Genomic DNA, 23,595 nt, shown 5'->3' with positions numbered 1-23,595 from the left:
GTCTTTTAAGTTCTATAATCCGCATTAATATTTACATACTCATGACCTAAATCACAGCCGTATGCTTTGAAGCTTCCTTCACCGACACCTAGGTCACAAGAGATAGTAAACTTTTTATGTCCCATAACAATGGCACATTTTTTCTCCATCTCTGCATCGAAGTTTAATGCTCCTCTGTCATAAACACATAGATTATCAAATGAAATTCTCAGCTTTTCTTCATAAGCTTCGACTCCGCTTGCTCCAACTGTAGAAGCTATTCTTCCCCAATTTGGATCTTCACCAAATAGTGCAGTTTTAACAAGAAGTGAGTCTGATAATGTTTTAGCAACAATTTCAGCTTCTCTATCACTTTTTGCACCAGTGATTTTATATGTTACAAGTTTAGTAGCACCTTCACCGTCTCTTACCATCTCAAGAGCTAAAAAGTGCATAACTTTAAATAGTGCTTCTTTAAATGCTTGAGCTTCATAAGCTCCACTTTTAGCATTGCTAAGAAGTAAAACAGTATCGTTTGTAGAAGTGTCACCGTCAACACTTATTGCATTAAATGTTGTTTTGGTTACTTCGTTTAAAATACCCTGCATCTCTTGCTTTGAAACGTCAGCATCTGTAGTTATAAAACATAGCATTGTTGCCATAGCCGGATTTATCATTCCGGCACCTTTAGCCATTGCTCCAATATTAAAGCTGCTGCCATCATCAAGTGTAACATTCAGGGCTATCTCTTTTGAGAATGCATCTGTTGTCATGATTGCTTTTGAAGCGTTAGCAGCTTCTCTTTTTGAAGTATCAAACTGCTTAAGACCATTAATCAGTTTTTCTTTTGGAAGTCTAACACCAATAACACCGGTTGAACTCATGATAGGATTTGTTACATTTTCTAAATTGCTTAAAATCTCATCTATATCATCCATTCCAGCTTGACCAGTCATAGCATTTGCATTTTTTGAGTTTATTAAAACAAAGTTTGTCTTAAACTCACCCTTTGCCCTAAAGTGTTTAATAGGAGCAGCAAACATCTTGTTAGTAGTAAAGACCGAAGCTATCTCGCACTCATTTTCACTGTAAATAAATGCCATGTCTAAAGCACCGTCTTTTTTAAGTCCTGCACTTATTCCATCAGCATAAAAACCCTCAGGTGCACATACTCCACCTGTAGTTTGAACTATTTTATACAAATCTTAGCTCCTTAGGCTTAGTTCTTTTTCTCAAAAGTTCTTTTGTAGTTTTAATATCTGTCTGTAAACCGATAATAAGAAGTTTACACTCACTTGTGATAAGTACATCACCCTTGGGCATAGATATAAATTTACCATCTTTTTTTGTTATACCAATAACTGAAGTATTAGTTATTTGACGCATATGTGTCTCTTTTAACTTTTTCAACACAGCCCAGCTATACTTTGGAACTTCTACTTCTTCCATATCTAGAGGATTATCACTTTTATAAAGAAACTCTTCTAAAAGATTTTCCATATCCGGTCTTGCAGCCATAGCACTAACTCTTTGAGCTGTTAGTTTTGTTGGAGATACAACTGTATCAGCACCAAGTTTTTTCAGCTTTTCAACATCACTCATAGATTCAGCTGCTGAGATTACATAGTACGGTCTTGGTAAAAAATGTTCCTTCTCAAACAATCTAACAGAAGCAATAAGAGCAATATTATCTGCAATAGAATCAGATAGTGTTATAAGACCCTTTGCAGATGCAAGATGGGCTTTTAACATAGAGAGTTCAGCGTGTGGTTCTGCTTTTAAATATGTTTGGTAGTTGTGTTCTATTGCCCATTCATGAATCTCTTCTCTTGGATCAACTACAACAAAAGGAATATGATTTTTTCTCAGCTGTTTTGTTACTTCAAGAGTATAGTCATTATGGTAACAGACCACAAAATGTTTTTTTAACCTTGCTATCTTATACAACATTCTTCGCTCCTTTAAAATCGTGATAATAGTACCTCTATTTAACTCTGCGATTAAAATACCGATTGCACTTGTAAAAGTTGCAAATCCGGCAATAATAAGAGTAATGGTAAATATTCTTCCTCCATCAGAAACTGGAGCTATTTCTCCAAATCCAACTGTAGTAAAGGTAATACCAGTTTGGTATACAGCGTCCATTAGCGTAAAATTGTCGATAAGTACATATCCGACAGTTCCTACTAACATAGTCATAACTGTTAAAATTAGGGGTAAACGAAATGCTTTGAGGTGAGGGTAAACTTCAGGAAGAAGTTTTACGTCAGGTTTGGGAGCAGACTCCCAGTGCAGGAATTTGCGAATCCTTTGTAAAAGATTCAACATATTTTCCTGTTCTCTTTACGAGTTTTTCTTAAGTGTGCGTAATTCTCTTGCAGAGATTTTTATCTTCTTCGTAGTACCATCTTCTAATGTGATACGCACTGTTCTTAGGTTTAATAAAAAACGACGCTTAGTTCTGTTTTTAGCATGAGAAACATTGTTCCCGCTCATAGGGCCTTTGCCACTAATAGCACATCTTCTTGCCATATTAGCTTCCTTGTTTAGGTTTTTAAAGTTGCGAATTGTACCAAGACGAAGCAAAACTTCAGCTTAAAGGTATATTTGCCTAGCTATAAATGCTTGATACAACAATTTTAATATTTGTTTTATTATTATACAGCTAAAATATAGACAAATCAACAACAAATGAAGCGCGGATGATAACAAAAGATAAAATTGATGAATATATTAACAAAATCCCACCTGCGCCTCAAGCGCTAAAAGAAACATTGACACTTCTTAATGCAGGTGAACTTATAAAGGCGTCCAAAGCTGCACAGACTGACTTGGCACTTTCAGCATATCTAAAAGAGTTGGTTAATAAACCTATATATGGCTTTGCAAATGAAGTCACTGATGTATCTCAAATCTTTGGGATATTGGGTGTATCTGGTTCACAGCAGACAGTTTACAACTACATGACAACTCTACTCAGTCCTGGTAAATGGGTTCTATTTAAATTAAACTCAAGATCATTCCATGAACTTCAGGCAAAACTATCAAAAAGATGGGAACAAATTTTACAACATCTGTCTATAGATGATAAAAATATTTCCAGTTCAATTGCTCTTCTTCCTGCTAGCATCATTGTATCTGAAGCACTATTTAACGAAAAAATAGATGATGTAAATCTTTTGAGAAGTGCTAAAAACCTTGATTACAATACTATACTAACTCGTCTTTGCGGAGTCGGTATTTTCGATATTTGTGAACAAATATCAGTTAAATGGGAAATGCCATCAGAAATTGCTCAAATCATTCAAGCTTCTTCTGGATTGAAACCATCTGAAGATGAAAAAATCAACACTCTTGGAAAATGGATGCACCTACTTCTTTTTTATGAGCTATCTCAGCCCATGTTCATAGAAGCCGGTTTAAATGATTTCATAGACTTTCAAGTAGACTATGTTGGTGATATTTATGAAGATTTTGCAACACTAATGGATATAGCATGAGACCGGTAGTTAAAAATGGAATAGGCATTTTTTCTCCTCAAGGCTTTTTAGACGGCAACAGTTGTAACTCATTTTTAAGCATGGATGATTTGGCTGCAACTTCTGCATTGAAAGTAGATATGATTTTAGTATCTCTAAAAAGAGTAGTGTTTTTCAACAAAAACGGTCTGGACGCTTTTATAAAACTTTTCGTAAAAGTTCGTCAAAGCAATCAAGCAACAGTCGGTTTTTGTGATTATGATACTAAAAAATATAATGCTATAAAAATATTTTACAAAGACGATATTCATTTTTCACTTTTTAAGACAATAGATATTGCATATCTTTTTTCATCAAGCTTTAAAAACCAAAATAAAAATGTTCTGCTCTACAGCGATGATAAATCTCAGCGTACTGCTATGGCGATTGAGTTACATGATAACGGTCATAATCCTGTTATAGCACAAACAGAAGAGGATTTTAAAGAAAAGGCTTCAAAGAAAGAGGCTTATGACTATGTAATTGATTCTACATTTTTGGGACAGATGGGACAGTCCATCGCTACTCGTGTAGCAGGGAATGCAATCATCTATTCTATTACATCTTTCTTAGATGCTGAGATAGGAAACAAGTTTAATATACAGTATCATAATAACTCTCTAAATGTTGGGTTTAGACTATTTATCTTTGATGCATATAAAGTTATAAGTATGAATATTCACGCTCTAAACTTTTTTTCAAAACTTGCAAGTTCAGCAGCAGAGTACAATGCGACTATCTGTTTTGTTGGAATGACTTTTGAGAAGACTCCGGAAGTTTTCAAAGAAAATCTTGAAGATTCTGGTATTATGTTTTTCGAACAAATGGATGACATACTTCAAAACAAAGATCTTTTAAAAGAGTTAGGTGCTAGTAGTGCGGCTAATGTTAAAAGTAAAAGAATGCTTAACAAACAAACTGTTACCGAGCTTCCAAGATTTATAGACGCAACTGTAGCGACTATAGAGATGATGACAAATTCTGAAGCTGTAAAACAGTCTGCCCAAGTTCAAAAAATTGCTATTACCGACAAAACAGACAGAATTGCAAGTTCGATTGGTTATTATGGAGATATAGATGGAATGGTAATTTTAGTTTTTCCAAAAGAGATTGCTAAAAAAGCTTGTGAACTTCTTATAGGTGAAGAAACTGACGACATGGAAATGATACTTGATACTCTGGCAGAGCTTGTAAATATTGTAGGAGGTAAAATCAAAACTCTTCTTTCAGATGAAAGAATTAGTGTAGATATTACTCTTCCAAGAACTTACCATGATGTAGACAGTCTTCTTGAAGTGATAGAAAATAGAAAAGGTGTTCAAGTAGACTTATCTTTTAATAATGATAAGTTTCTATTTTTCTTAACTAGATAAAAGTAACTTCATAGTAGAATTTCATAATTAAAAAAAAGAGGTGATATTGTGCAAGTAGCTCCGAGTGTACTTTCGGCAGATTTTGGTAATCTACAAAGAGATGTTGAGGCAATCTGTAATGCAGGTTGTGATTTAGTTCACGTAGATGTTATGGATGGGCACTTCGTGCCAAACCTCACAATCGGACCCGTTGTTATTTCGGCAATTGCTGCGTGTGCTACTAAACCTCTTGATATTCATCTAATGGTACAAAATAATACTTTTTTTGTTGAGCTTTTTGCACCTTTAAAGCCTGAATATATATCTTTTCATATTGAAGAAGAGAAACATCCACATAAACTTATTCAGAAGATTCGTTCTTTAGGTATAAAACCTGCAATTGTATTAAATCCTCATACACCACCGGAGTCAGTAGAGTATCTTCTTCAAGACCTGGACATGGTTCTGCTAATGAGTGTAAATCCTGGTTTTGGCGGACAGAGTTTTATAGATAGCGTAATTCCAAAAGCCTCAAAGCTTAATGAGATGAGAAAGAAAATAAACCCTAAATGTCTTATCCAAGTTGATGGTGGAGTTAGTGATAAAAACATTCAGAGCCTTAAAGAGGTAGGTGTTGATGTTGTGGTTGCCGGAAGTTATGTGTTTAAACATGCTTCAAAAGAAGAAGCTATTAAAAGCCTACAGATATAATGCGAACTAAAATATGTGGGATTACATCTTACTCAGATGCTATGGATGCAATAGATGCCGGTGTGGATGCACTTGGCTTTGTATTTTATGAAAAATCACCTAGATATATTACTCCATCAGATGCTAAAAAAATAATATCCAAGCTTCCTCCATTTGTAGAAAAAGTCGGTCTATTTGTGAATGTAGATGCACAAGTCATCAATTCTTATATTCAAGAGTCAGGATGTACTCTTGCCCAAATCCATTTTGAAGCTTCAGATGAACTTTATGAACAGCTTTTTATACCATATATCAAAGTCATAAGAGCAAAAGAAGCTAAGGATATTTTACAATACTCAGATGAGTATAGATTGGTAGACGCATACTGTGAAGCTTACGGCGGAGCTGGAAAAAGATTAAATATAGAGTGGTTTAAAGATATAGACTGCTCTAAAATAATACTAGCAGGCGGTCTAAATGCAAGCAATGTTGCATCACTAAAAGAGTATGGCTTTTATGGTGTTGATGTTAGCAGCGGTGTTGAGATCTCACATGGTGTTAAAGAAGTCTCCAAAGTTAAGGCTTTTATTGAAAATGCAAAGTAATAAACTCAGAAATTCAAAAGTTAAAGATTTTATAATAAATGCTAGCTAAAGATTTTATACTTGACTCTAAAAGCATCCATAAGCTGGCCTCCAAAGGTCTCTGCATTGACAATCTCAAACCACAGTTGAACGACGACTTAGACTTCTCTCTTGAACTTTGGCATTCACAAGGTTTAGAAATAGTTAAACAGCATGGTTATTTCTACTTTGCAACAAGATTTATGTCAATAGCTGATGCTGAGTTTTGTATTGTTGATATAGAAACAAATGGCTCTAAAATAGATAAACATCAAATAATAGAGTTAGCTGCCGTAAAAGTAAGAGATGGTGTTATTGTTGATGAATTCGAATCTCTTGTTTACTGTAGAGAGATAAATAAACATATTACAGAGATTACCGGTATATCTGTTGAAGATACAAAAAATGCGCCAAACCTAAAAAAAGTCCTTTACGATTTTAAAACATTTTTAGGAAATGCTATTTTTGTCGCTCATGATGTAAAATTTGACTATAGATTTATATCTCTTAGTATGCAAAAGATTGGGCTAGCCCCTCTTCTTAATCGTTCATTATGTTCACTTGCACTTGCAGAGAGAACAATAGTTTCTTACCGTTATGCACTCTCTTATCTAAATGAATCCCTACATCTTCATCCAGATGCAACTCATCATAGAGCAATGAGTGATGTCCTAACAACATATGAATTATTTAAAATATCTCTGGAAAATTTAAAAAATATAGATAAAAATGTTAAGACTGCTGAAGATCTTATAAAGTTTTCAAAAGAAGCAAAAAGGTTTAAGAGACCGAAGTTTGACCCGCTACTAGAGGGTCAAGAAGAAGAGAAAGAAAACGAATAACTCTAAATAGCAGCACTTACTCTGCGTAAGCACCAATACCTGTTAATTTATTATATCTAGCTTCCATACGTTCTTCTTTGCCCATCTCTCTAAGAGATTTCAAATTTTCTAAGAAGTAATCAGCTATTGCAGCAGCGGCTGTATCTTTATCTCTGTGTGCACCGATAAGAGGCTCATCAATAATATCATCGATAAGATTTAACTCTTTTAGGTCTCCACTTGTAATTTTCATAGCATTTGTCGCAGCTTCAGCTTTTTTAGGATCATTCCATAAAATCGCAGAACAACCTTCAGGTGATATAACACTAAATACTGAGTAACGCATCATTGCAAATTTATCAGCAACACCTATTGCAAGTGCTCCACCACTTCCACCCTCTCCAATAACTATAGAGATAGTTTGAGTATCTAGTTCTGCAAGTTCTAGAAGATTCCTAGCGATTGCTTCACTCTGGTTTCTCTCTTCTGCGCCAAGACCTGGATATGCACCCGGTGTGTCTATAAGCATCAAAAGAGGAATATTAAATTTTTCTGCCATTTTAGCAGCACGAAGAGCTTTTCTATAACCTTCTGGATGAGGCATTCCAAAGTTTCTTCTTATTTTATTTTTAGTACCGCGACCTTTTTGCTCACCGATAACCATAACTTTTTCTTCACCAATGTAACCTAAATAACATACGATAGCAGCATCATCACGGAAGTGTCTATCTCCATGGATTTCATACTTATCGCGCATGATTAAGTTGATATAGTCTAGAGCGTATGGTCTATCAATATGACGAGCAAGCTGAAGTTGCTGAAATGGAGATAGATTACTAAATATTTTTGATACTTCTTTATCTAAGTTTTCTTGAAGAGATTCTAAAGCACCTTCATCGTGACGAACGCGTGCAGAAATAATATCTTCTTGAATAAATTTAATTTTGTATTCAAAGTCTAAGTATGTTGCCAAATTAAATCCTTGTTAGATTTTTTTGAAAATTAGAACACCGTTAGTTCCACCAAAACCAAATGAGTTACTCATAACTACATTTAGTTCAGCTTTTCTAGAAGTATTAGGAACGATATCTAAATCACAGTTTTCATCAGGTGTAGTGTAGTTTATTGTTGGAGGGATGATTCCATCTCTCATTGCCATTAGACACGTAACAGCTTCAATACCACCAGCAGCACCAAGACAGTGACCGATTTGACCCTTGATTGAACTCATTGGAGGACAATTTTCTTTTCCACCAAGCAGGTCTTTAACAGCAGCAGTCTCATTTTTATCATTGATAGGTGTACTTGTTCCATGCGCATTTACATAGTCAAGTTTAGGCTCACCTGCCATTTTATATGCAGCTTTCATAGCACGAGCAGGACCGTCAAGGCTTGGAGTAGTAATATGGCTAGCGTCTCCACTTTCACCGAAACCAACGATTTCTCCATATATATTTGCACCACGAGCTATTGCAGTTTCATATTCTTCAAGAACTAGAGCTGCTGCTCCCTCACCCATAACAAAACCATCACGGTCTGCATCAAATGGACGAGAAGCACCTTTAGGATTTTCGTTGTTAGTTGATAATGCTTTCATCGCAGCAAATCCACCAACACCGGCACCAGTTACGGCACATTCAGCAGAAACTACTAACATTTTTTCAGCGCCGTTACACATAATTGTCTTTACAGCTTCACTGATTGCGTGAGTACCTGCAGCACATGCAGTTACACTTGAAAGATTTGGACCTTTTGTTCCGTGTTCTATTGAAACGAAACCACCAAGCATATTTACAAGTGCAGATGGGATGAAGAATGGAGATATACGACGTGGTCCACGAGTTTCTATGATTATTGAATTTTTTTCTATTGCAGGAAGACCACCGATTCCAGATCCAGCACTAATACCGAATCTTTCCATATCTGTATCTTCAGGAAGATTAGCATCTGCCATTGCTTCTTGAGCAGCTTTTAGTCCTAGGTGAATAAATCTGTCAGCTTTTTTAACTTCTTTTGGTGCCATAACAGTTGCCGGGTCAAAGTCTTTTACTTCACCAGCTATTTTAACAGCGTAGTCTGAAGGATCAAAAAGTGTAATTTCATCAATTCCACACTCTCCGTCACAAATCGCTTTGAATGCACTTTCTTTGTCATTACCAACTGCATTTATCATGCCCATACCAGTTACTACTACTCTTCTCATTTAAAAATCTCCATGATAAAATTATAAAATATTTTACAAAACCCAGCAAAGTCTATTAGAGACTATTCGCTGGGTTCAAAAAACACTTTAGTGTGAATTATTTGCTTTCGATATATGCAACTACATCTGCAACAGTTTGAATTTTCTCTGCTTCATCATCAGGGATTTCAATATCAAATTTCTCTTCAAGAGCCATTACTAATTCAACTACATCAAGGCTATCAGCACCTAAATCTTCAACAAATTTTGCGTCCTCTTTAACTTCATCCGGGTTAACGCTTAATTGCTCAACTACTACTTCTTTAATATCTTCTAAAAGTGCCATCATAGCTCCTATGTTTTTAGTATAAAATCGCGAAATTATAACATATATAGCTTAAATAAACTATTATGCCATATTCATCCCGCCATTAACTTTCAATGTCTCACCTGTAATATAACTTGAGTGGTCTGAAAGTAAGAATGCCGTAGCTTCTGCTACTTCTGTAGCATTTCCAAAACGTTTCATTGGGATTTTAGATGTGAAACTCTCTTTAATCTCATCACTCAGAGCATCTGTCATCTCAGTTGCAATAAAACCCGGTGTAATTGTGTTGAAACGAATACCGCTTGTAGCAGCTTCAATTGCAAAACTTTTGCTCATTGCGATTACTCCACCCTTAGATGCAGAGTAGTTTGTCTGACCAGCATTTCCAGTCTCACCAACAATAGAAGCTATATTAACAACTGAACCGAACTTTTTCTTTCTCATAACCTTCATAGACTCACGGCATCCAATAAAACATGAAGTTAAATTTGCATTGATTACACTCATGAAGTCTTCAGTCTTCATTCTAAGTGCTAGTTTATCATTTGTTATCCCTGCATTGTTTACAAGATACGAAAGTTCACCATCACTATCAACTATAGTTTTAATAGCATCTACAAATGCTGCTTCATCACTAACATCAAACCCGATAACAGCAGCATTTCCACCGGCAGCTTCGATTGTCTCTTTGATAGCATCAGCTTCTACAGCACCACTTCTATAGTTAATCCAAACTTTTAGACCAAAACCAGCTAAAGTTTTTGCAATCTCTGCACCAATACCACGACTTGAACCTGTAACTAAAACATTTTTTCCACTAAATTTCATATTGTATATTTCTCCATTTTTAAATTTATAAAGGAACTACTTCCTTTGCCGTACTATATTAAAGAGTGATCCATCTCAGATGGAATTTCTATATCCATAAGTTTTAAAACAGTCGGAGCTATATTGTTTAGTCCGCCTGATTCTACTTTTGTAACACCATCAGCCATAACAAAACACCACACTTTTCCAGTTGTGTGGTTTGTTAGAGTATTTCCATCTTCATCTTTCATCTCTTCACAGTTTCCATGATCAGATGTAATAACGACAGCATAATCATTCTCTTTTGCTTTTTTTATGATTTTTCCAAGTTGCTCATCTACAGTAGTAACTGCAACCATCGCCGCTTCTTCATCTCCTGTATGTCCTACCATGTCACCGTTTGCAAAGTTTACAACTACAAAGTCATAATTTTCATCCATAGCTTTTAATACTGTCTCACCAACTTCAGGTGCACTCATCTCCGGTTTCATATCATACGTCTTTACATCCGGAGAAGGTATTAGAACTCTTGTCTCATTCTCATACGGCTCATCTATACCACCATTTAAAAAGAATGTTACGTGAGCATATTTTTCAGTCTCAGCCGTATGCAATTGTCTTAATCCTTTAGATGAAATAAGTTCTGCAAGAGTATTTTTAGGTGCTGCTTTTGAAAACATAACTGGGTAAGAAAAAGATTTATCATACTCTGTCATCGTTGCAAGACTTACCATCTTATAGTTTCTTGAAAACTCATGAAAATCAGTAGATGCAAGAGCAGTAACCAATTCTCTCATTCTATCACTTCTAAAGTTTATAGTTAAAATACTGTCACCGTCTTTTACACCGTCGTAGCCCTCAAAAGCAGTTGGTTCAACAAACTCATCTGTCTCGCCAAGTGCATAGGATGATCCGATGTAACCTGCCGGTTCAAAGTCTGTTTTTGGTTTTGCGTCTACAATTGCTTCATAGGCTCTTTGGATTCTTCCCCAACGGTTATCTCTATCCATCGCGTAAAAACGTCCGGCCATAGTTGCTATTTGGATATTTTCATTCAAATGGCTTTCTACTATTTTAAGATACTTCTGTGCAGAAGTAGGAGAAACATCTCTACCATCAGTAATCAGATGCAGAAATACTTTTTTTCCATTTTTTGCCGCAATTTTTGCTACACCCATAAAGTGATCTATATGAGAGTGAACACCGCCATCACTCATAAGACCTATTAGATGCAGTCTGTCTGAAGTTTTAAAAAGGTTTTGCAATATGCTATTTTCTTCTAACGTGTTTTCAGAAAGTGCAAGCGAGATCTTTACAAGATCTTGATATAAAATTCTACCGCTTCCAATACTCATATGACCAACTTCAGAATTTCCCATCTGACCTTCTGGCAGTCCAACACTTAGACCTGAAGTGTCGATGAGAGAGTGCGGAGTCTCTTCAAATAACTTATCATAGTTTGGCTTAGTCGCATTGTGAAATGCATTATGCTCAGTCTTTGGACTAAAACCTATACCATCTGTAATAACCAGAACAGCTTTTTTTGACAAATTTGCTCCCTTATATAAAGTTTTATGCAATTATACTATAATGTCGTTTTTAAACTATTAAGGGATCAATTAATTTGCTATACGCACTTCATGAACTACTAAATATTAACATACTTGGATACATTACTATTAGGGCTGGTGTATCTTTTTTCTTGGCTCTATCTTTTACACTTTATTTAATGCCAAAATTTATAAGATGGGCACAAAGGACTTCAAGTGTTCAGCCTATTAATGAATGGGCACCTGAGAATCATCAACAAAAAGCAAAGACACCGACAATGGGTGGTATTGTTTTTATAGGTGCGACTATTTTAGCTTCAATGATGACTATAAAATTTTCAAACATGTATGCTGTAGGAGCAATTTTAACACTTGTACTTTTTGCACTTATCGGTTTTCAAGATGACTTTGCAAAAATCAAGAAAAGCGAAAACTTAGCCGGACTAAAACCTAAAGCAAAACTTGCACTTCAGATCATGGCTTCTTTAGTCGTTACATGTTTTTTATGTTTAATGGCAGATTTCAATACTGATCTTTATGTTCCATTTATCAAAACACCGGTTGTAGATATGGGAATCTACTCAATCATCTTTTGGTGTTTAGTAATTATCTCAACTTCAAATGCTGTAAACTTAACAGACGGTCTTGACGGTCTTGCGACTGTTCCATCTTTAGCTGCTCTTACTTCTTTTAGTATTATCATATATATCACAGGTAATGCAACTATCAGTTCTTACCTTTTGATGCCAAACTTTTACGTTGGGGAAGTTGCCATAGTTGCTGCTGCTCTTATGGGTGCTTTAACTGGTTTCTTATGGTTTAACTGCCACCCTGCAGAAGTTTTTATGGGTGATAGCGGTTCTTTAACTGTAGGTGCATTTCTAGGCTATTTGGCAATTATTTCTAAGAGTGAAATTTTACTTCTTCTTATCGGATCTATTTTTGTTATAGAAACTATATCTGTTATCCTTCAAGTAGGCAGTTATAGATTTCGCAAAAAAAGAGTATTCTTAATGGCTCCTATCCATCATCACTTTGAGATGAAAAAATGGGCTGAGAACAAGATTATCGTTAGGTTTTGGATAGTTGCTATTCTTTCAAACCTTGTCGCTCTAATAACTTTAAAGATTCGTTAGATGCAAAAATTATCTCTATTTGGTTATGGAAAGACTACAAAGGCTATCGCGAAGGTAGCTGGAAATGCTATTTTTTATGATGATAAATGTACAAAACCTTTTCGTGATGAAAATGGTTTTATGATTAAACCATCAAGTGAGTTTAATGCAAAGTACTCGCAAGTTGAGATTCCTTCGCCTGGAATCCCGCCATCAAATCCACTTATAGTAAAAGCGAACAATCTCATAAGCGAATATGATTATTTTGCAGATAGCTTACCCCTTAAGATCTGGATAAGCGGAACAAACGGTAAGACTACTACTACTCAAATGATGCAGCATCTACTTGAGCCAAAAGGTAGCGAGGCAGGTGGAAACATCGGCACTCCACTTGCAGAACTTAGTCAAGATGCAAAGATGTGGATTTTAGAGACTAGCTCTTTTACTATCCACTATACAAATATGGCCGCTCCAAACATATATGTTCTTCTTCCATTAAGTCCTGATCACCTTAGCTGGCACGGAAGTATGCAAGAGTATATAGATGCAAAACTAAAGCCTCTATCATCCATGCAAGAGGGAGAAGTAGCAATCATCCCGGATGCTTATAAAGATGTAGAGACAGACGCTCATCTTATCACTTATAAAGACGAAAGTTCTTTAGCTGAGCACTTCGGTATAGATGTAAACAAAGTAAACTTTAAAGGTGCATTCCTCGCAGATGCTCTTTTGGCTATCGCAGTTGATAAAATACTTTTTGACAAAATAGATTATGACAAAATCAACACTTTTGTTCTTGATCCACATAGACAAGAAGAACTCAGAGATGCAAAAGGTCGTCTATGGGTAAATGACACCAAAGCGACTAACATAGATGCAAGCATAGCAGCACTGAAAAGGTATAAAGACTCCTACATCCATCTTATACTTGGCGGTGATGATAAAGGTGTTGATTTAAATGAGCTGTTTGAGTATCTTCAAAACATAGATGTTATCATCTATAACATAGGATCTAACAAAGAGAAACTATCAAAACTGGCAAAAGAGTACAAGGTAAGCTTTGAACTATGTTTAAACTTAGCAGATGCTATCTCTAAAATAGATGAAAATCTAAAAGAAAATGAAGTTGCCCTGCTCTCTCCAGCAGCAGCCAGCCTTGACGAATTTAGCTCATATGCGCAAAGAGGCGATGAATTTAAAGAAGCCGTACGAAACATAAGCTAGCTTTCAGCGCACAGGGGCTATAATGTCGCTCTTTAAAAGATGGCCAATTAGCTCAGTCGGTAGAGCAACTGACTGAAAATCAGTGTGTCCTTGGTTCGATTCCGAGATTGGCCACCACCTTTTAAAGACTTTATAACCATTACCGTGGCCAATTAGCTCAGTCGGTAGAGCAACTGACTGAAAATCAGTGTGTCCTTGGTTCGATTCCGAGATTGGCCACCACCTTCAAAACATAACTTTTTTTGCCTATTCAACAACCAAGTGCAACACCTGATTAAACTGATACATAAAGTAAATAAGTATCAGATGATAGCTTTATTGCATGACAATCCAACTATAACCGATCTAAACAACTGTCAATATATAACTGATGAGCAAGAACATATACTAAGGTTTATACACTGGGTATATCATGATTGGTTAGTAGATAGCGAGTATGAGACAACAACAAAGCCTTCATTTATTATTTATTACAAGAACAATTATCTTAATAATGAAAATTTATTTGATATTAGCTATTACCTATCGATTAAATTTTAAATAATATTTATTCTTAGTGGTAATAACCTTTAACAAGCTTATTGTTCTTTATCATATTTAAAAATAGTACAGGTAATATAACAAGATCAACTACTAACGAAATAGTAACTAGTATAGAGCTGTAAACACCTATGTTTGACACAGTAGAATCCGGAACAAATATAAGTGCGGTAAATGTCAAAATCAATATAATATTTCCCATCCCCAACGGCGTTCCAACATACAAGAATGATGTTTCGATAGTTTTCTCAGAAGTTCTTGGTTTTAGACGGTTTCTGTAGTAGTAATCTATGAAGTGCATAGTAGCATCACTGGAGAGTGAAGCTGTTATAATCATGGAGACTAAAATTTCTGTCGATAACGGTATCTCTAAGAACATAACCGCAGCATAAAAGAGAGAGAGCGGAATCACATTTACAATCAAAGAGATAAACATAAACTGTGTTGTTTTAGTCATATAGTAGATTATACTCATTATCAAAAACAGCACGAAGAATACGACTCCAAAAAGAGTATTTATACTGTCGATCTTTGCCATATGGAGCAAACTTGAATGATCTTGAATCAGAATATTTTCATTTCGTATGAACTGTAAAACCTGAGTTTTCAAGTCTGCAGAGTCCAAATATATATTTATTATCGGATGCTCGTTTGTCATAATACTGTCTGTAACTCCATATAGTTCAAACATAAATATATATGACGCTATGTCAATATTGTCAACGTCAAATCTTGTTCCGGGATACTCTTGTGTATATAGTTTCTTTATCTCCGTATAAGCAGACTCGTATCTAAGATGTTCTTTAAAATTCTCTTTGAGAAGAGACTGAATATTTTGAATCTCTAGCAGAGAATCAGGAGTTATCCCTTTTTCACTTAAAGCTATTTGTATATGCGTATCTGACTTATCACTTGCAACATTCATAGGCTTGTTAATATATGCAAACAGCCCGTAAAGCAATATGAAAACATTCATAATCAAAAATACGTTTAGTACCCTTTTTTTATAATGACTCTCTTTGTTTGCAATATATTTTGAAGTATCTTTGGTAATTAATTGCGGATTTGCTTGTTCAAAAAAGTCCAACATAACAGGTAAGAGTGTAAAACTCAAAATAAATCCTACCAGTGATGATAAAACAACATTCAGCCCTATCGCGTTTAGGATTTGAGAGTCAACAAATACCAGAGAACCAATACCGATAATTGAGACTAATGTAGTCCATAGTATAGGTAAAAATATTCTAGCTATAACTCTATAAAGGACAAGTTCTTTACTCTTGTCTCTTTGAAGTACATGCCATTTATAATATATGTACACAAAGTCCATGACAGAGACTGTCACTGCGAGAAGAACTATAGAAATATGAATAACACTCGAGGGAGAGATGATCTGATAAAGGACTACGGTAAAAAGAGTAGATGTAAAGATGAAGACAACTCCAAGCAGAGTCGGTAAAAAACTTTTAAAGGCTATAGTAAATGATACCGCAATGATGACAAACAAAATAGAGAAGAGCAGGAAGTCTTTAAAATGGGAATTTTCATTTACTTGAAAATATTCAAACGGATATTTAATATCAAACTCGCTAAATGACAGTTCTGCATCTGAGACAAGATAAAATATGATTTTTTTCCCATCCATAAAGTTTGCATATGTTCTGGTATTTTCAAGCAGCTCATCAACTACATACTCATTTGTACTATCTAGCAGTGAAACTATCTCTGTCATAGACTGGGTTTCACTAACTTTGTTGTTAAAGATATGAGTCTGTTCAAACAGTGAGTTTACAGCATATACCCCTTTTTTATCGCTCAAATCTCTATGAATATCTTTTAAAATTTTTATAGATTCTCTCGTTATACCATCATCAGATATATCAACTTCAAATTTTTGTATATTGTGGGATGGATGTTTTAGTGTCAATAATTTACTATACTCTTTACTTCCATTTATCCAAAGTGATTTATCCGCGTAAGAGAATCCTTGTTTGTTGATACTGGCAAGGGATAGAATGAAGAGTACAATAAAAAATATCAGTACTTTAGCTCTGTGTATTTTTAAAAAAAGAATATATTTATAATAAGGTAGCATGATGCTAAAAAGATTTCGTTTAATCTTCATCTATTTGACCTTTCCATTTATGATTATATAGGGTCTTTTAAATACCCCTATCTTTTTAGCAGCATCTGAGATTACATCTATTATCTCACTAGCATCTGCTTCACCGTCTTCCTCAACACCATCGTGGTTTACCATCACAGACTTCAGTAAGTCTTCTTTATTATCTGATAATAGTATTGTAGAAATCATTTGTGATGAATCTTTGCCTTTTAGCTCTAAGAGATAAAAATATAGTTTGTACTTTTTAAACATTCTATCTTTCTTTTTAAACATGAAAGATATGTATCTTTGAGAGAGTTCGCAGTATGGATCTATAAAAGTGTGTATTTCATCTTTACCACTACCAAAGACAATAGCGTGTTCTTTTAATACTTCTAAGACTTCAAGTGTAGCTTCTGGAGATAAAAGTTGTTTTTTTTGTATAGCACTATCTGCCATTAGTAGATGCTGAAATAAAAAAAATATTAAAATAAATTTTTTCATGGTTATTATTTTACACTAATTTATTACATTATAGTGACGTATTTGTATAATCTTTTTTAATAAAAAATCAAATAGTTACATATGTGCAATTAAACTTTGCTATAATTACAACCATATGGGGCTGACCTGGTTTCGACGGGATCAAGTAGCTTCTGACTGCATGTCGGACTGAGCATTTCCGTTACACGGCTCAAAATTGCTTAAACGCAAACAATACAAATTATCGCCCAGCTTTAGCAGTAGCTTAAGTTTTTAACCCCTCCTCAGGAGGCGGGCTGCTCCACCTATGGACTCTAGATAGATAGGATTCGGAGTATAACCCTTATGTAGATATATTTTAAGTCTGTCTCAGCTTAAAACGAATCCCGAGGCTCGTCTTGTGTAGCTTTGCAAGTTGTGTGAAGCAAGATTAAACTTTAACAGCTTTTCTAAGCATGTAGACGTTAGGAGTAGCGTGGTTTCGGACTGGAGTTCGATTCTCCACAGCTCCACCATTAATTACTTTCTCACCCCCTAATAAACCCATAAAATAGGAAACTTTTAAAAAATATTTGTCCGTACAAGTCCATAGTTGTACATATAAATCTATACTTTTAAGTACAACTTTAAGTACTATTTTGTATACTTTTGCTAAATCAACAGGAGTTGTACAATGGCAAGAACCGTGAAACCATTAACAGAAACTCAAATTAAAAATGCAAAAGCTAAAGATAAAACATACACTTTGTCTGATGGTGGCGGCATGTACCTTGAAATAAATAAAAATGGTGGCAAGTGGTGGAGGTTTAGATACAACTACAATGACAAAATAAAAAAAGTCTCTCTTGGAATATACCCTGACACTACACTTGCAAATGCTCGTGCTAAAAGAAACGAAGCTAGAAATGTACTTGCAACTGAAAGCAGAGATCCTTTTATTAAAATAGTTGTACAACATAAAGAAGAAGTTGTACAAAAAACTTTTAAGGAATGGTCTGAGTGGTACATTATAGAAATCAGTTCAGAACTAAGTGATACTCATATAACAAGAACTATCAAAGGCTTTAAAAAAGATGTCTATCCAATAATAGGCAAAATGTATATGAATGATATTAAAGCAAAACATATCATCAAGATAATGCATGTAATTAAAAACAGGGGAGCGGTGGAAAGTGCACGTAAAGTTTTTAGCTCAATAAAAAGAGTGTTTGAGAAAGCAATTAGTAATTATCCTGATGAAATTGAAAGAAACCCAGCTTCTGATATAAAACTATCAGATGTAATAGGTGCAAAGAAAACAACAAACTATCCTATTATTACGGATCCAAAGGAATTAGGAACACTGCTTGTAGCGATACAAGAATATACAGGAAATACTTCAACTAAACTAGCATTAATAATGATTGCACATACTTTTGTAAGACCTGCTAATATTAGATTGGCTCAGTGGGATGAAATAGATTTCAAATCTAAACAATGGATTATTCCAGCGTCAAAAATGAAAACTAAAAAAGAATTGATAGTACCATTATCTGAACAAGTACTGGAACTACTTCAGGATGCAAAAAATGATAGCGCCCTACTCTTTCCATCAATAAGAAGTAAAACGTCACCTATGAGCGATAATGCACTTGTTGGAGCACTAAGAAGAATGGATTACACTAGAGATGAAATTGTAGCTCACTCTTTTAGAGGCATCTTCAGTACAATTGCACATGAGAAAGGTGTTTATGCACATGATGTTATAGAGACTCAACTTGCACACACTATAGGTTCAAGTGTATCTCAAGCATATAATCGAGCTAAATACCTTGAAGACAGAACATCGATGATGCAGTGGTGGAGTGATTACTTAACAAAAATTATAATTAATGCAAAGAAATAAACACTTTATTATTTTAGAAAGTGGCTTGACCAATAAATACTTTGACCTGCACTTTAACGAAGTAATGAATATTGAAGCTATTGGAATAAAATCTTTTACCCTACTTCGTTTAGTACAAAAGTAAGTAGACAGTAATTATTTAATATTTAGTTTGTCATTATGCTTTTGTGTAAACTCTTCAAAAGCTTCGGTAATTACTTCGTCAACCGTTTTATCTAGTTTTTTTGCCAAATCAACAGCTACTTGATAGTTTTCTCGAGATATTTCAAATTCTTCATCATTTTTATTGTTTAGACTTTTCAAAACTAACAGATCCATAGAGTTATATATAAACTTCATGCTCCAACCAACTAGTATTATGTAGACTACTGCGTTTTATTCATCATTGAAATTGTCTATTGTATACCCAGAGTATAAAAATAAAAGTAAAGCAATTATATGCACATATCCGATATTTTTTATATGCCTATTCTTATCTTCCTGTTTATATTTTTTATCTTCTGAAACTATCTTAACTTGTACATTCATTTTTTATCCTTTTCGTTTGCTTGTTTATTTAGCCTTTAATAAATCCACATTGTTTTATATTCTCGCAAAAAAGAAAAAAACTGTCAAGCGGTTATCATTTGATTTTTTAATTTTTGTAAGTTATACTTGGGAAAGGTTTTGTTTTTATGGAACAGCAAGAGCTGGTACTCTTACTATCCAAAGAAAGACTTCCTTTATCATGATTCTGCTCCTCCCTTAAAGCTATTAGCAAAAGTTTAACCGCTCGCCTCGTCAAAGGGAGGAGTAGGACATCCCCCTACAAAGTAGTGCCTTTAATTTTATGAACAATATAATAAAAAAATACAATCAAGTCTAATTTTTCTTCATAATACAAGTGAATAATGTAGAACATTTAAGTGGGAGAGATGTAAAAGTAATGTGCGAGTGCTGCAACAGCAATGTGAGCGTGGAGCAAAAGTCATGTGCGAGCACTTTAGTATTTTTGTGAACCCTATATATATACGCATTGGAAGAAGTTGTGTGTGTTTCCTTTGATTATTCACTCACTTTTTCTAAGTCTACTTTGTTTTTTATTCATTATTTCCAAGCTTGGCTTTAAAATTGTATATATTTTTGTGGTCTGCATTGCAAAAATCACTATTTTAATTGAAAGTACCATTCATAATTGCTGTAAATTAGTAATAATAGCTGTGCTTAATTTTAAACATACAGCTATAAAGGGCCTAAAACTAGGGCTTCAGCGAGTTATATTAGTTATTTTTTAGAATTTCAATAAAGATGATTACAAAGTGAAAAAGTGAAACAAAATGTTCGTCTCTTTACTAAAGTAAACACCGAGTAGTATTTTTTATATTATCAGCATATTAAAATTATGAATGATTAAACTTGCCTTGATTTTCAGGTCATTATAGTATTACTGATTTTAAGGGCTATGGAGACAGCAATTAGAATATACAAGGATTTACTCAAGAATATATTTGAAATTGCTAATAAGTAGTTTATATTTACTATTATAGCTATATCTACTATCTACTAATGAATGTATTTACGTTACCTTGAATCTTAGAGATTCTCTTGTTCCTCTCTATCTCCCATTTATCGGCTGGATACTGTTTATTCCAAGCCTTATACTTTTTCACCTCTTGCTTTGAGAGTTTCATTTTATACTGCTTGTTGAAATAAAGATAATCTCTAGCTATTACACCTCTTATCTCTTCTCTAACTTTAGCTCTCTTTTGTTTAAACAGTACGTTGAATTGACACTCACCATATTATTTTGGTTGTGCTAACTCAAAGTCAAATCTAAAGTTTTTTCTATCAGCATTAAGTTCACCTACTGCCGGAAATAGATTATGCATATCCGCTTGCATGATTTTATACTTCTTATTAACCTTCTCGCAGCACTTACGCCCTTTATATGCTTTACCCTTACTACTTACACACTTACTATTACCTTCTCTCCAACAAGAGAATTGACGACCAAAATTTTCAGCAGGTATTAGATGTTCCCACTCTATACGTCTAGCTCTTTGATTAACTTTACCTTTTTTAGTTCTTTCATTACGAGGTTTATATCCACATGACTCTCTGTCAATCATGTTTTTCTTATCTTTGTAGTTGTATTTACAATCACAGTAAATTGTTGTTTGATGATCTCTGTAGATTTTACGAAGTTGTTTTTTTGATTTGGAGAATGATGTGTTTGCTGAGAAAAGAAGTGTAGCTAATAGTAATAGAAGTAAAAGTTTTTTCATATAAGATTACTTGCCTTTGTAGGTATCTTTAAAGTACAAAAGAGCTTCATAAGTACTTTGGTGCTGCTTGTGTACTGAAGTGCTTGTATATCTCTTTAATATCTATCTGAGTAGCATCTTCTAAAACCTTTCCGTTAAAACAATTTCCATATTCACCGAAATCTCCGAATCCAATATATTTGTTGTCTTGTGCTTGTGGGTAAGGTGTCCATATCTTGTCATACTTGATACTAGATGCAGAACCATCCAATAATGGAATTGGTTTATCTTTTAAGTGTGCTAATGACATTAATGCAAATTTCTCATAAATATTTCTAAAATCATCCGCTTTATCTATGATCTTAACATCTGTTATAAAATCTATATCGTTATCTATATATGTCATCATATATGTTTCATAAACATCTTCCTTACCTGGACCATGAAAGATGGGTATTACATGAGATGGGGTACTCATATCTTGGATATGATGAATAATGCGACCTAATGTTTTGAATCGCTTTTTGTTACCTATTTTACTCTTTAATTTAGATATTAGCTTTTCAACTCTTTTCTCTGATGTCGTATAAGATTTTCCAAGCATATAAAACTCTTGTTCTTGGATGAAGTCATTAGCTTTATAAAAGTGCCAATTTCTAATTCTTTGTCTTGGTGACCACCAATCTTATAATGAACTTCCTCTTTGTATCCACTTAATTTCTCTAGGAGAAAAACCTAAATTTAATTTAGAAGATTTGAGTGTCTTTTCGGCTATGAGCTTATGGGCTTTTGGTTTCATTTGTTTACCCTAATGGAGCTGTAGGTACATAACAGGTACAACTAGGACTATAGGTACCATCATTACAAGTAACACGACCACTTGAACATCCACTGACTCCACCATGTCAGGAACAACAACCTCTTTTCTTGATTTCAAGACTTTTACTGTCTTTACAAATTTGTTTTGGAATTTGTATTTCATTATTCTTACTGCTATCATTTACGTTAGTTTGTGCTAGTAATGATGTAATAATAAATACTAGACTTATAAATAATTTTTTCATGGATTTCCTTTTTTAAATATTAAAATACTACTTATTTGCTTTCATTTACATCATCTCAAACATCTTTCTTGTGCTATACTCACGTTATACATGGTACTTTAAATGGTTCTCCAACTCTTGATTTTCGCATATTTATAACTCTGTTCTTTTTAACTAAAAAGAGCACTATAAGAGCTATTAAAATAAATTCTAAAAAAATAAAATAACCTTTAGGTATAAAAATATTACTAAAGAATTGAATCAAAATAATAACTACGAATGCAATTACAAATCTTCTTGCTAACATCCTAAATAATTTATATTTTTTTCTATTACGTCGTTTTTTGTTCAAGCAATCTACTCTATCTTTTACTGTTCGTTCATCTTGGCTTATATTTACTTTTTCTGCTATTATCATTTCTCTTCGATGATGTGTATATAAATTTAACATAATAACTAATGCAAATAAAGTAACCAACGCTGACATTGATATTGATACTATACTCTCGTTTGCATTTATATTTAGCGAATCCAAAACTTCATAAGCGACTAATAAGTCTTTTGAAAACTTATAGAATAATATTGGGATAGCTGTTCCCATGAATATTGCGATTGTTGGTAAACTATTAAACTTAGAAAAACTCATTTTTGAATTCTCCAATTGACATACTATATTGTGACAGTAAGCATTATCCATCATATCATTTGCTATTTTTCTTAAACTAACGATTTCTCGTCTGTATAATATACGTCTTTTTAAATTCTTTGAAATAGTATGAGCAGTATAGTATGTGGTAGCACTTGTAAATATAATAAAACATATACCCATATAAGCATAAATAAATTTATATTCTAAATCCTTCCCTTCATAAAAAACAATAAATGCGAAAAAAGCAGCCAGGGTTAAACCATAAAATTTCACTATTTGCGATATATTACTTTCTAAATGTTGTTTTAATACTATTAGATTAGAAATCTCATTACTGATAAACTCTAATTTTTCCATATTTTATTTTTCCTTAGATTATGATATTATTTTTACCATTATATAATTATTTATCATATACTATACTCGTATAAAGCTTTATAAAAAATTAATAGTAAGGGT

The 23,595-nt window shown here is 34.0% G+C and carries 23 protein-coding genes, 2 tRNA genes, 1 other RNA gene and 1 pseudogene; 11 read left to right on the top strand and 16 right to left on the bottom strand.

What is annotated here, in order from left to right; genetic code table 11:
* Positions 1-5: 5 nt before the first annotated feature.
* The 3 genes from argJ to rpmB are packed head-to-tail and all read right to left on the bottom strand — an operon-like array spanning position 6 to position 2,511.
* Positions 6-1,181 (bottom strand): bifunctional glutamate N-acetyltransferase/amino-acid acetyltransferase ArgJ, encoded by a 1,176-nt coding sequence (argJ, locus tag ABZC13_RS00600; RefSeq protein ID WP_372998420.1) that lies wholly within the window; start codon positions 1,179-1,181, stop codon positions 6-8.
* Entirely contained in the window at positions 1,174-2,304 is a 1,131-nt protein-coding gene (locus ABZC13_RS00595; RefSeq protein WP_372999429.1) for a TrkA family potassium uptake protein, read from the bottom strand. The genes argJ and ABZC13_RS00595 overlap by 8 nt, the downstream gene beginning before the upstream one ends.
* A gap of 18 nt (positions 2,305-2,322) precedes the next feature.
* Positions 2,323-2,511: a 50S ribosomal protein L28 gene (gene rpmB, locus ABZC13_RS00590; protein WP_013326380.1), complete on the bottom strand. Its 189-nt coding sequence runs from the start codon at positions 2,509-2,511 to the stop codon at positions 2,323-2,325.
* Between the two features lie 170 nt (positions 2,512-2,681).
* Between rpmB and ABZC13_RS00585 the strand changes: the two genes are divergently transcribed.
* The 5 genes from ABZC13_RS00585 to ABZC13_RS00565 are packed head-to-tail and all read left to right on the top strand — an operon-like array spanning position 2,682 to position 7,004.
* Positions 2,682-3,479 carry an HDOD domain-containing protein gene (locus tag ABZC13_RS00585; RefSeq protein WP_372998417.1) on the top strand — a complete coding sequence of 266 codons (798 nt, stop codon included), beginning with the start codon at positions 2,682-2,684 and terminating at the stop codon, positions 3,477-3,479.
* A complete protein-coding gene (locus tag ABZC13_RS00580; RefSeq protein ID WP_372998415.1) occupies positions 3,476-4,870 on the top strand; it encodes a chemotaxis protein CheX in 1,395 nt (464 codons plus the stop codon). Before ABZC13_RS00585 ends, ABZC13_RS00580 begins: the two co-directional genes overlap by 4 nt.
* 48 nt (positions 4,871-4,918) lie before the next feature.
* On the top strand, positions 4,919-5,560 hold the full coding sequence (gene rpe, locus ABZC13_RS00575) for a ribulose-phosphate 3-epimerase (protein ID WP_372998412.1): 642 nt from the start codon (positions 4,919-4,921) through the stop codon (positions 5,558-5,560).
* Positions 5,560-6,144 (top strand): phosphoribosylanthranilate isomerase, encoded by a 585-nt coding sequence (locus tag ABZC13_RS00570; protein WP_372998409.1) that lies wholly within the window; start codon positions 5,560-5,562, stop codon positions 6,142-6,144. Before rpe ends, ABZC13_RS00570 begins: the two co-directional genes overlap by 1 nt.
* A 38-nt stretch (positions 6,145-6,182) precedes the next feature.
* Positions 6,183-7,004, top strand: coding sequence for a 3'-5' exonuclease (locus ABZC13_RS00565; RefSeq protein ID WP_372998406.1), 822 nt, complete (start codon positions 6,183-6,185; stop codon positions 7,002-7,004).
* Positions 7,005-7,020: 16 nt separating this feature from the next.
* Here the strand turns inward: ABZC13_RS00565 and accA are convergent, their stop codons facing one another.
* The 5 genes from accA to gpmI form a co-directional block, all read right to left on the bottom strand.
* Positions 7,021-7,956: an acetyl-CoA carboxylase carboxyl transferase subunit alpha gene (gene accA, locus ABZC13_RS00560; RefSeq protein ID WP_372998403.1), complete on the bottom strand. Its 936-nt coding sequence runs from the start codon at positions 7,954-7,956 to the stop codon at positions 7,021-7,023.
* A gap of 12 nt (positions 7,957-7,968) precedes the next feature.
* On the bottom strand, positions 7,969-9,186 hold the full coding sequence (locus ABZC13_RS00555) for a beta-ketoacyl-ACP synthase II (RefSeq protein WP_372998400.1): 1,218 nt from the start codon (positions 9,184-9,186) through the stop codon (positions 7,969-7,971).
* Between the two features lie 97 nt (positions 9,187-9,283).
* A complete protein-coding gene (gene acpP / locus ABZC13_RS00550; protein ID WP_372998397.1) occupies positions 9,284-9,511 on the bottom strand; it encodes an acyl carrier protein in 228 nt (75 codons plus the stop codon).
* A 63-nt stretch (positions 9,512-9,574) separates the two neighbouring features.
* On the bottom strand, positions 9,575-10,321 hold the full coding sequence (fabG, locus tag ABZC13_RS00545; RefSeq protein WP_372998394.1) for a 3-oxoacyl-ACP reductase FabG: 747 nt from the start codon (positions 10,319-10,321) through the stop codon (positions 9,575-9,577).
* A gap of 53 nt (positions 10,322-10,374) precedes the next feature.
* Entirely contained in the window at positions 10,375-11,850 is a 1,476-nt protein-coding gene (gene gpmI / locus ABZC13_RS00540) for a 2,3-bisphosphoglycerate-independent phosphoglycerate mutase (protein WP_372998391.1), read from the bottom strand.
* 74 nt (positions 11,851-11,924) lie between these two features.
* Between gpmI and mraY the strand changes: the two genes are divergently transcribed.
* The 4 genes from mraY to ABZC13_RS00520 all read left to right on the top strand — a co-directional run bounded on the left by mraY (position 11,925) and on the right by ABZC13_RS00520 (position 14,411).
* Positions 11,925-12,986, top strand: coding sequence for a phospho-N-acetylmuramoyl-pentapeptide-transferase (mraY, locus tag ABZC13_RS00535; protein WP_372998388.1), 1,062 nt, complete (start codon positions 11,925-11,927; stop codon positions 12,984-12,986).
* Entirely contained in the window at positions 12,987-14,189 is a 1,203-nt protein-coding gene (gene murD / locus ABZC13_RS00530) for a UDP-N-acetylmuramoyl-L-alanine--D-glutamate ligase (RefSeq protein ID WP_372998385.1), read from the top strand.
* 41 nt (positions 14,190-14,230) lie between these two features.
* Positions 14,231-14,306: transfer RNA gene (locus tag ABZC13_RS00525), tRNA-Phe, on the top strand.
* 29 nt (positions 14,307-14,335) lie between these two features.
* A tRNA-Phe gene (locus ABZC13_RS00520) sits at positions 14,336-14,411 on the top strand.
* 331 nt (positions 14,412-14,742) lie between these two features.
* On the opposite strand, the gene ABZC13_RS00515 is transcribed toward ABZC13_RS00520, so the two are convergent.
* On the bottom strand, positions 14,743-16,854 hold the full coding sequence (locus tag ABZC13_RS00515) for a hypothetical protein (RefSeq protein ID WP_372998382.1): 2,112 nt from the start codon (positions 16,852-16,854) through the stop codon (positions 14,743-14,745).
* Positions 16,855-17,292, bottom strand: a complete 438-nt coding sequence (locus tag ABZC13_RS00510) for a hypothetical protein (protein WP_372998379.1) — start codon at positions 17,290-17,292, stop codon at positions 16,855-16,857.
* Positions 17,293-17,454: 162 nt separating this feature from the next.
* Between ABZC13_RS00510 and ssrA the strand changes: the two genes are divergently transcribed.
* Both ssrA and ABZC13_RS00500 read left to right on the top strand, forming a co-directional pair.
* Positions 17,455-17,831, top strand: a transfer-messenger RNA (tmRNA) gene (ssrA, locus tag ABZC13_RS00505).
* 158 nt (positions 17,832-17,989) lie between these two features.
* Positions 17,990-19,201, top strand: coding sequence for a tyrosine-type recombinase/integrase (locus ABZC13_RS00500; RefSeq protein WP_372998376.1), 1,212 nt, complete (start codon positions 17,990-17,992; stop codon positions 19,199-19,201).
* Positions 19,202-19,336: 135 nt separating this feature from the next.
* Here the strand turns inward: ABZC13_RS00500 and ABZC13_RS00495 are convergent, their stop codons facing one another.
* From ABZC13_RS00495 to ABZC13_RS00470, 6 genes and pseudogenes are all read right to left on the bottom strand, one after another.
* A complete protein-coding gene (locus ABZC13_RS00495; RefSeq protein WP_372998373.1) occupies positions 19,337-19,540 on the bottom strand; it encodes a hypothetical protein in 204 nt (67 codons plus the stop codon).
* A gap of 36 nt (positions 19,541-19,576) precedes the next feature.
* Complete coding sequence (locus tag ABZC13_RS00490; protein WP_372998370.1) at positions 19,577-19,729, bottom strand: hypothetical protein; 153 nt, start codon at positions 19,727-19,729, stop codon at positions 19,577-19,579.
* A 1,007-nt stretch (positions 19,730-20,736) separates the two neighbouring features.
* Positions 20,737-21,465, bottom strand: a pseudogene (locus tag ABZC13_RS00485) (endonuclease).
* A gap of 46 nt (positions 21,466-21,511) precedes the next feature.
* Entirely contained in the window at positions 21,512-22,048 is a 537-nt protein-coding gene (locus ABZC13_RS00480; protein WP_372998367.1) for a hypothetical protein, read from the bottom strand.
* A gap of 204 nt (positions 22,049-22,252) precedes the next feature.
* The gene (locus ABZC13_RS00475; RefSeq protein WP_372998364.1) at positions 22,253-22,426 is read right to left on the bottom strand and encodes a hypothetical protein; all 174 of its coding nucleotides are present in this window, start codon (positions 22,424-22,426) and stop codon (positions 22,253-22,255) included.
* Between the two features lie 161 nt (positions 22,427-22,587).
* Complete coding sequence (locus tag ABZC13_RS00470) at positions 22,588-23,493, bottom strand: hypothetical protein (protein ID WP_372998361.1); 906 nt, start codon at positions 23,491-23,493, stop codon at positions 22,588-22,590.
* Positions 23,494-23,595: the final 102 nt, after the last annotated feature.

The sequence above is a fragment of the Sulfurimonas sp. genome, from assembly GCF_041563035.1.
Taxonomy (GTDB): Bacteria; Campylobacterota; Campylobacteria; order Campylobacterales; family Sulfurimonadaceae; genus Sulfurimonas.
The sequence above is the reverse complement of the archived record's forward strand: the minus strand, read 5'-3'. Positions and strand labels throughout refer to the sequence as shown.

What these genes read in the sequence shown, in the direction of transcription:
- ABZC13_RS00470 (WP_372998361.1), bottom strand. Translation starts at nt 23,493, where the DNA reads ATGGAAAAATTAGAGTTTATCAGTAATGAGATTTCTAATCTAATAGTA.
- ABZC13_RS00480 (WP_372998367.1), bottom strand. Translation starts at nt 22,048, where the DNA reads ATGCTTGGAAAATCTTATACGACATCAGAGAAAAGAGTTGAAAAGCTA.
- ABZC13_RS00565 (WP_372998406.1), top strand. Translation starts at nt 6,183, where the DNA reads ATGCTAGCTAAAGATTTTATACTTGACTCTAAAAGCATCCATAAGCTG.
- rpmB (WP_013326380.1), bottom strand. Translation starts at nt 2,511, where the DNA reads ATGGCAAGAAGATGTGCTATTAGTGGCAAAGGCCCTATGAGCGGGAAC.
- ABZC13_RS00495 (WP_372998373.1), bottom strand. Translation starts at nt 19,540, where the DNA reads ATGAAGTTTATATATAACTCTATGGATCTGTTAGTTTTGAAAAGTCTA.
- ABZC13_RS00580 (WP_372998415.1), top strand. Translation starts at nt 3,476, where the DNA reads ATGAGACCGGTAGTTAAAAATGGAATAGGCATTTTTTCTCCTCAAGGC.
- acpP (WP_372998397.1), bottom strand. Translation starts at nt 9,511, where the DNA reads ATGGCACTTTTAGAAGATATTAAAGAAGTAGTAGTTGAGCAATTAAGC.
- murD (WP_372998385.1), top strand. Translation starts at nt 12,987, where the DNA reads ATGCAAAAATTATCTCTATTTGGTTATGGAAAGACTACAAAGGCTATC.
- ABZC13_RS00570 (WP_372998409.1), top strand. Translation starts at nt 5,560, where the DNA reads ATGCGAACTAAAATATGTGGGATTACATCTTACTCAGATGCTATGGAT.
- ABZC13_RS00500 (WP_372998376.1), top strand. Translation starts at nt 17,990, where the DNA reads ATGGCAAGAACCGTGAAACCATTAACAGAAACTCAAATTAAAAATGCA.
- ABZC13_RS00555 (WP_372998400.1), bottom strand. Translation starts at nt 9,186, where the DNA reads ATGAGAAGAGTAGTAGTAACTGGTATGGGCATGATAAATGCAGTTGGT.
- fabG (WP_372998394.1), bottom strand. Translation starts at nt 10,321, where the DNA reads ATGAAATTTAGTGGAAAAAATGTTTTAGTTACAGGTTCAAGTCGTGGT.
- ABZC13_RS00510 (WP_372998379.1), bottom strand. Translation starts at nt 17,292, where the DNA reads ATGGCAGATAGTGCTATACAAAAAAAACAACTTTTATCTCCAGAAGCT.
- ABZC13_RS00490 (WP_372998370.1), bottom strand. Translation starts at nt 19,729, where the DNA reads ATGAATGTACAAGTTAAGATAGTTTCAGAAGATAAAAAATATAAACAG.
- ABZC13_RS00585 (WP_372998417.1), top strand. Translation starts at nt 2,682, where the DNA reads ATGATAACAAAAGATAAAATTGATGAATATATTAACAAAATCCCACCT.
- ABZC13_RS00515 (WP_372998382.1), bottom strand. Translation starts at nt 16,854, where the DNA reads ATGAAGATTAAACGAAATCTTTTTAGCATCATGCTACCTTATTATAAA.
- ABZC13_RS00475 (WP_372998364.1), bottom strand. Translation starts at nt 22,426, where the DNA reads ATGAAATACAAATTCCAAAACAAATTTGTAAAGACAGTAAAAGTCTTG.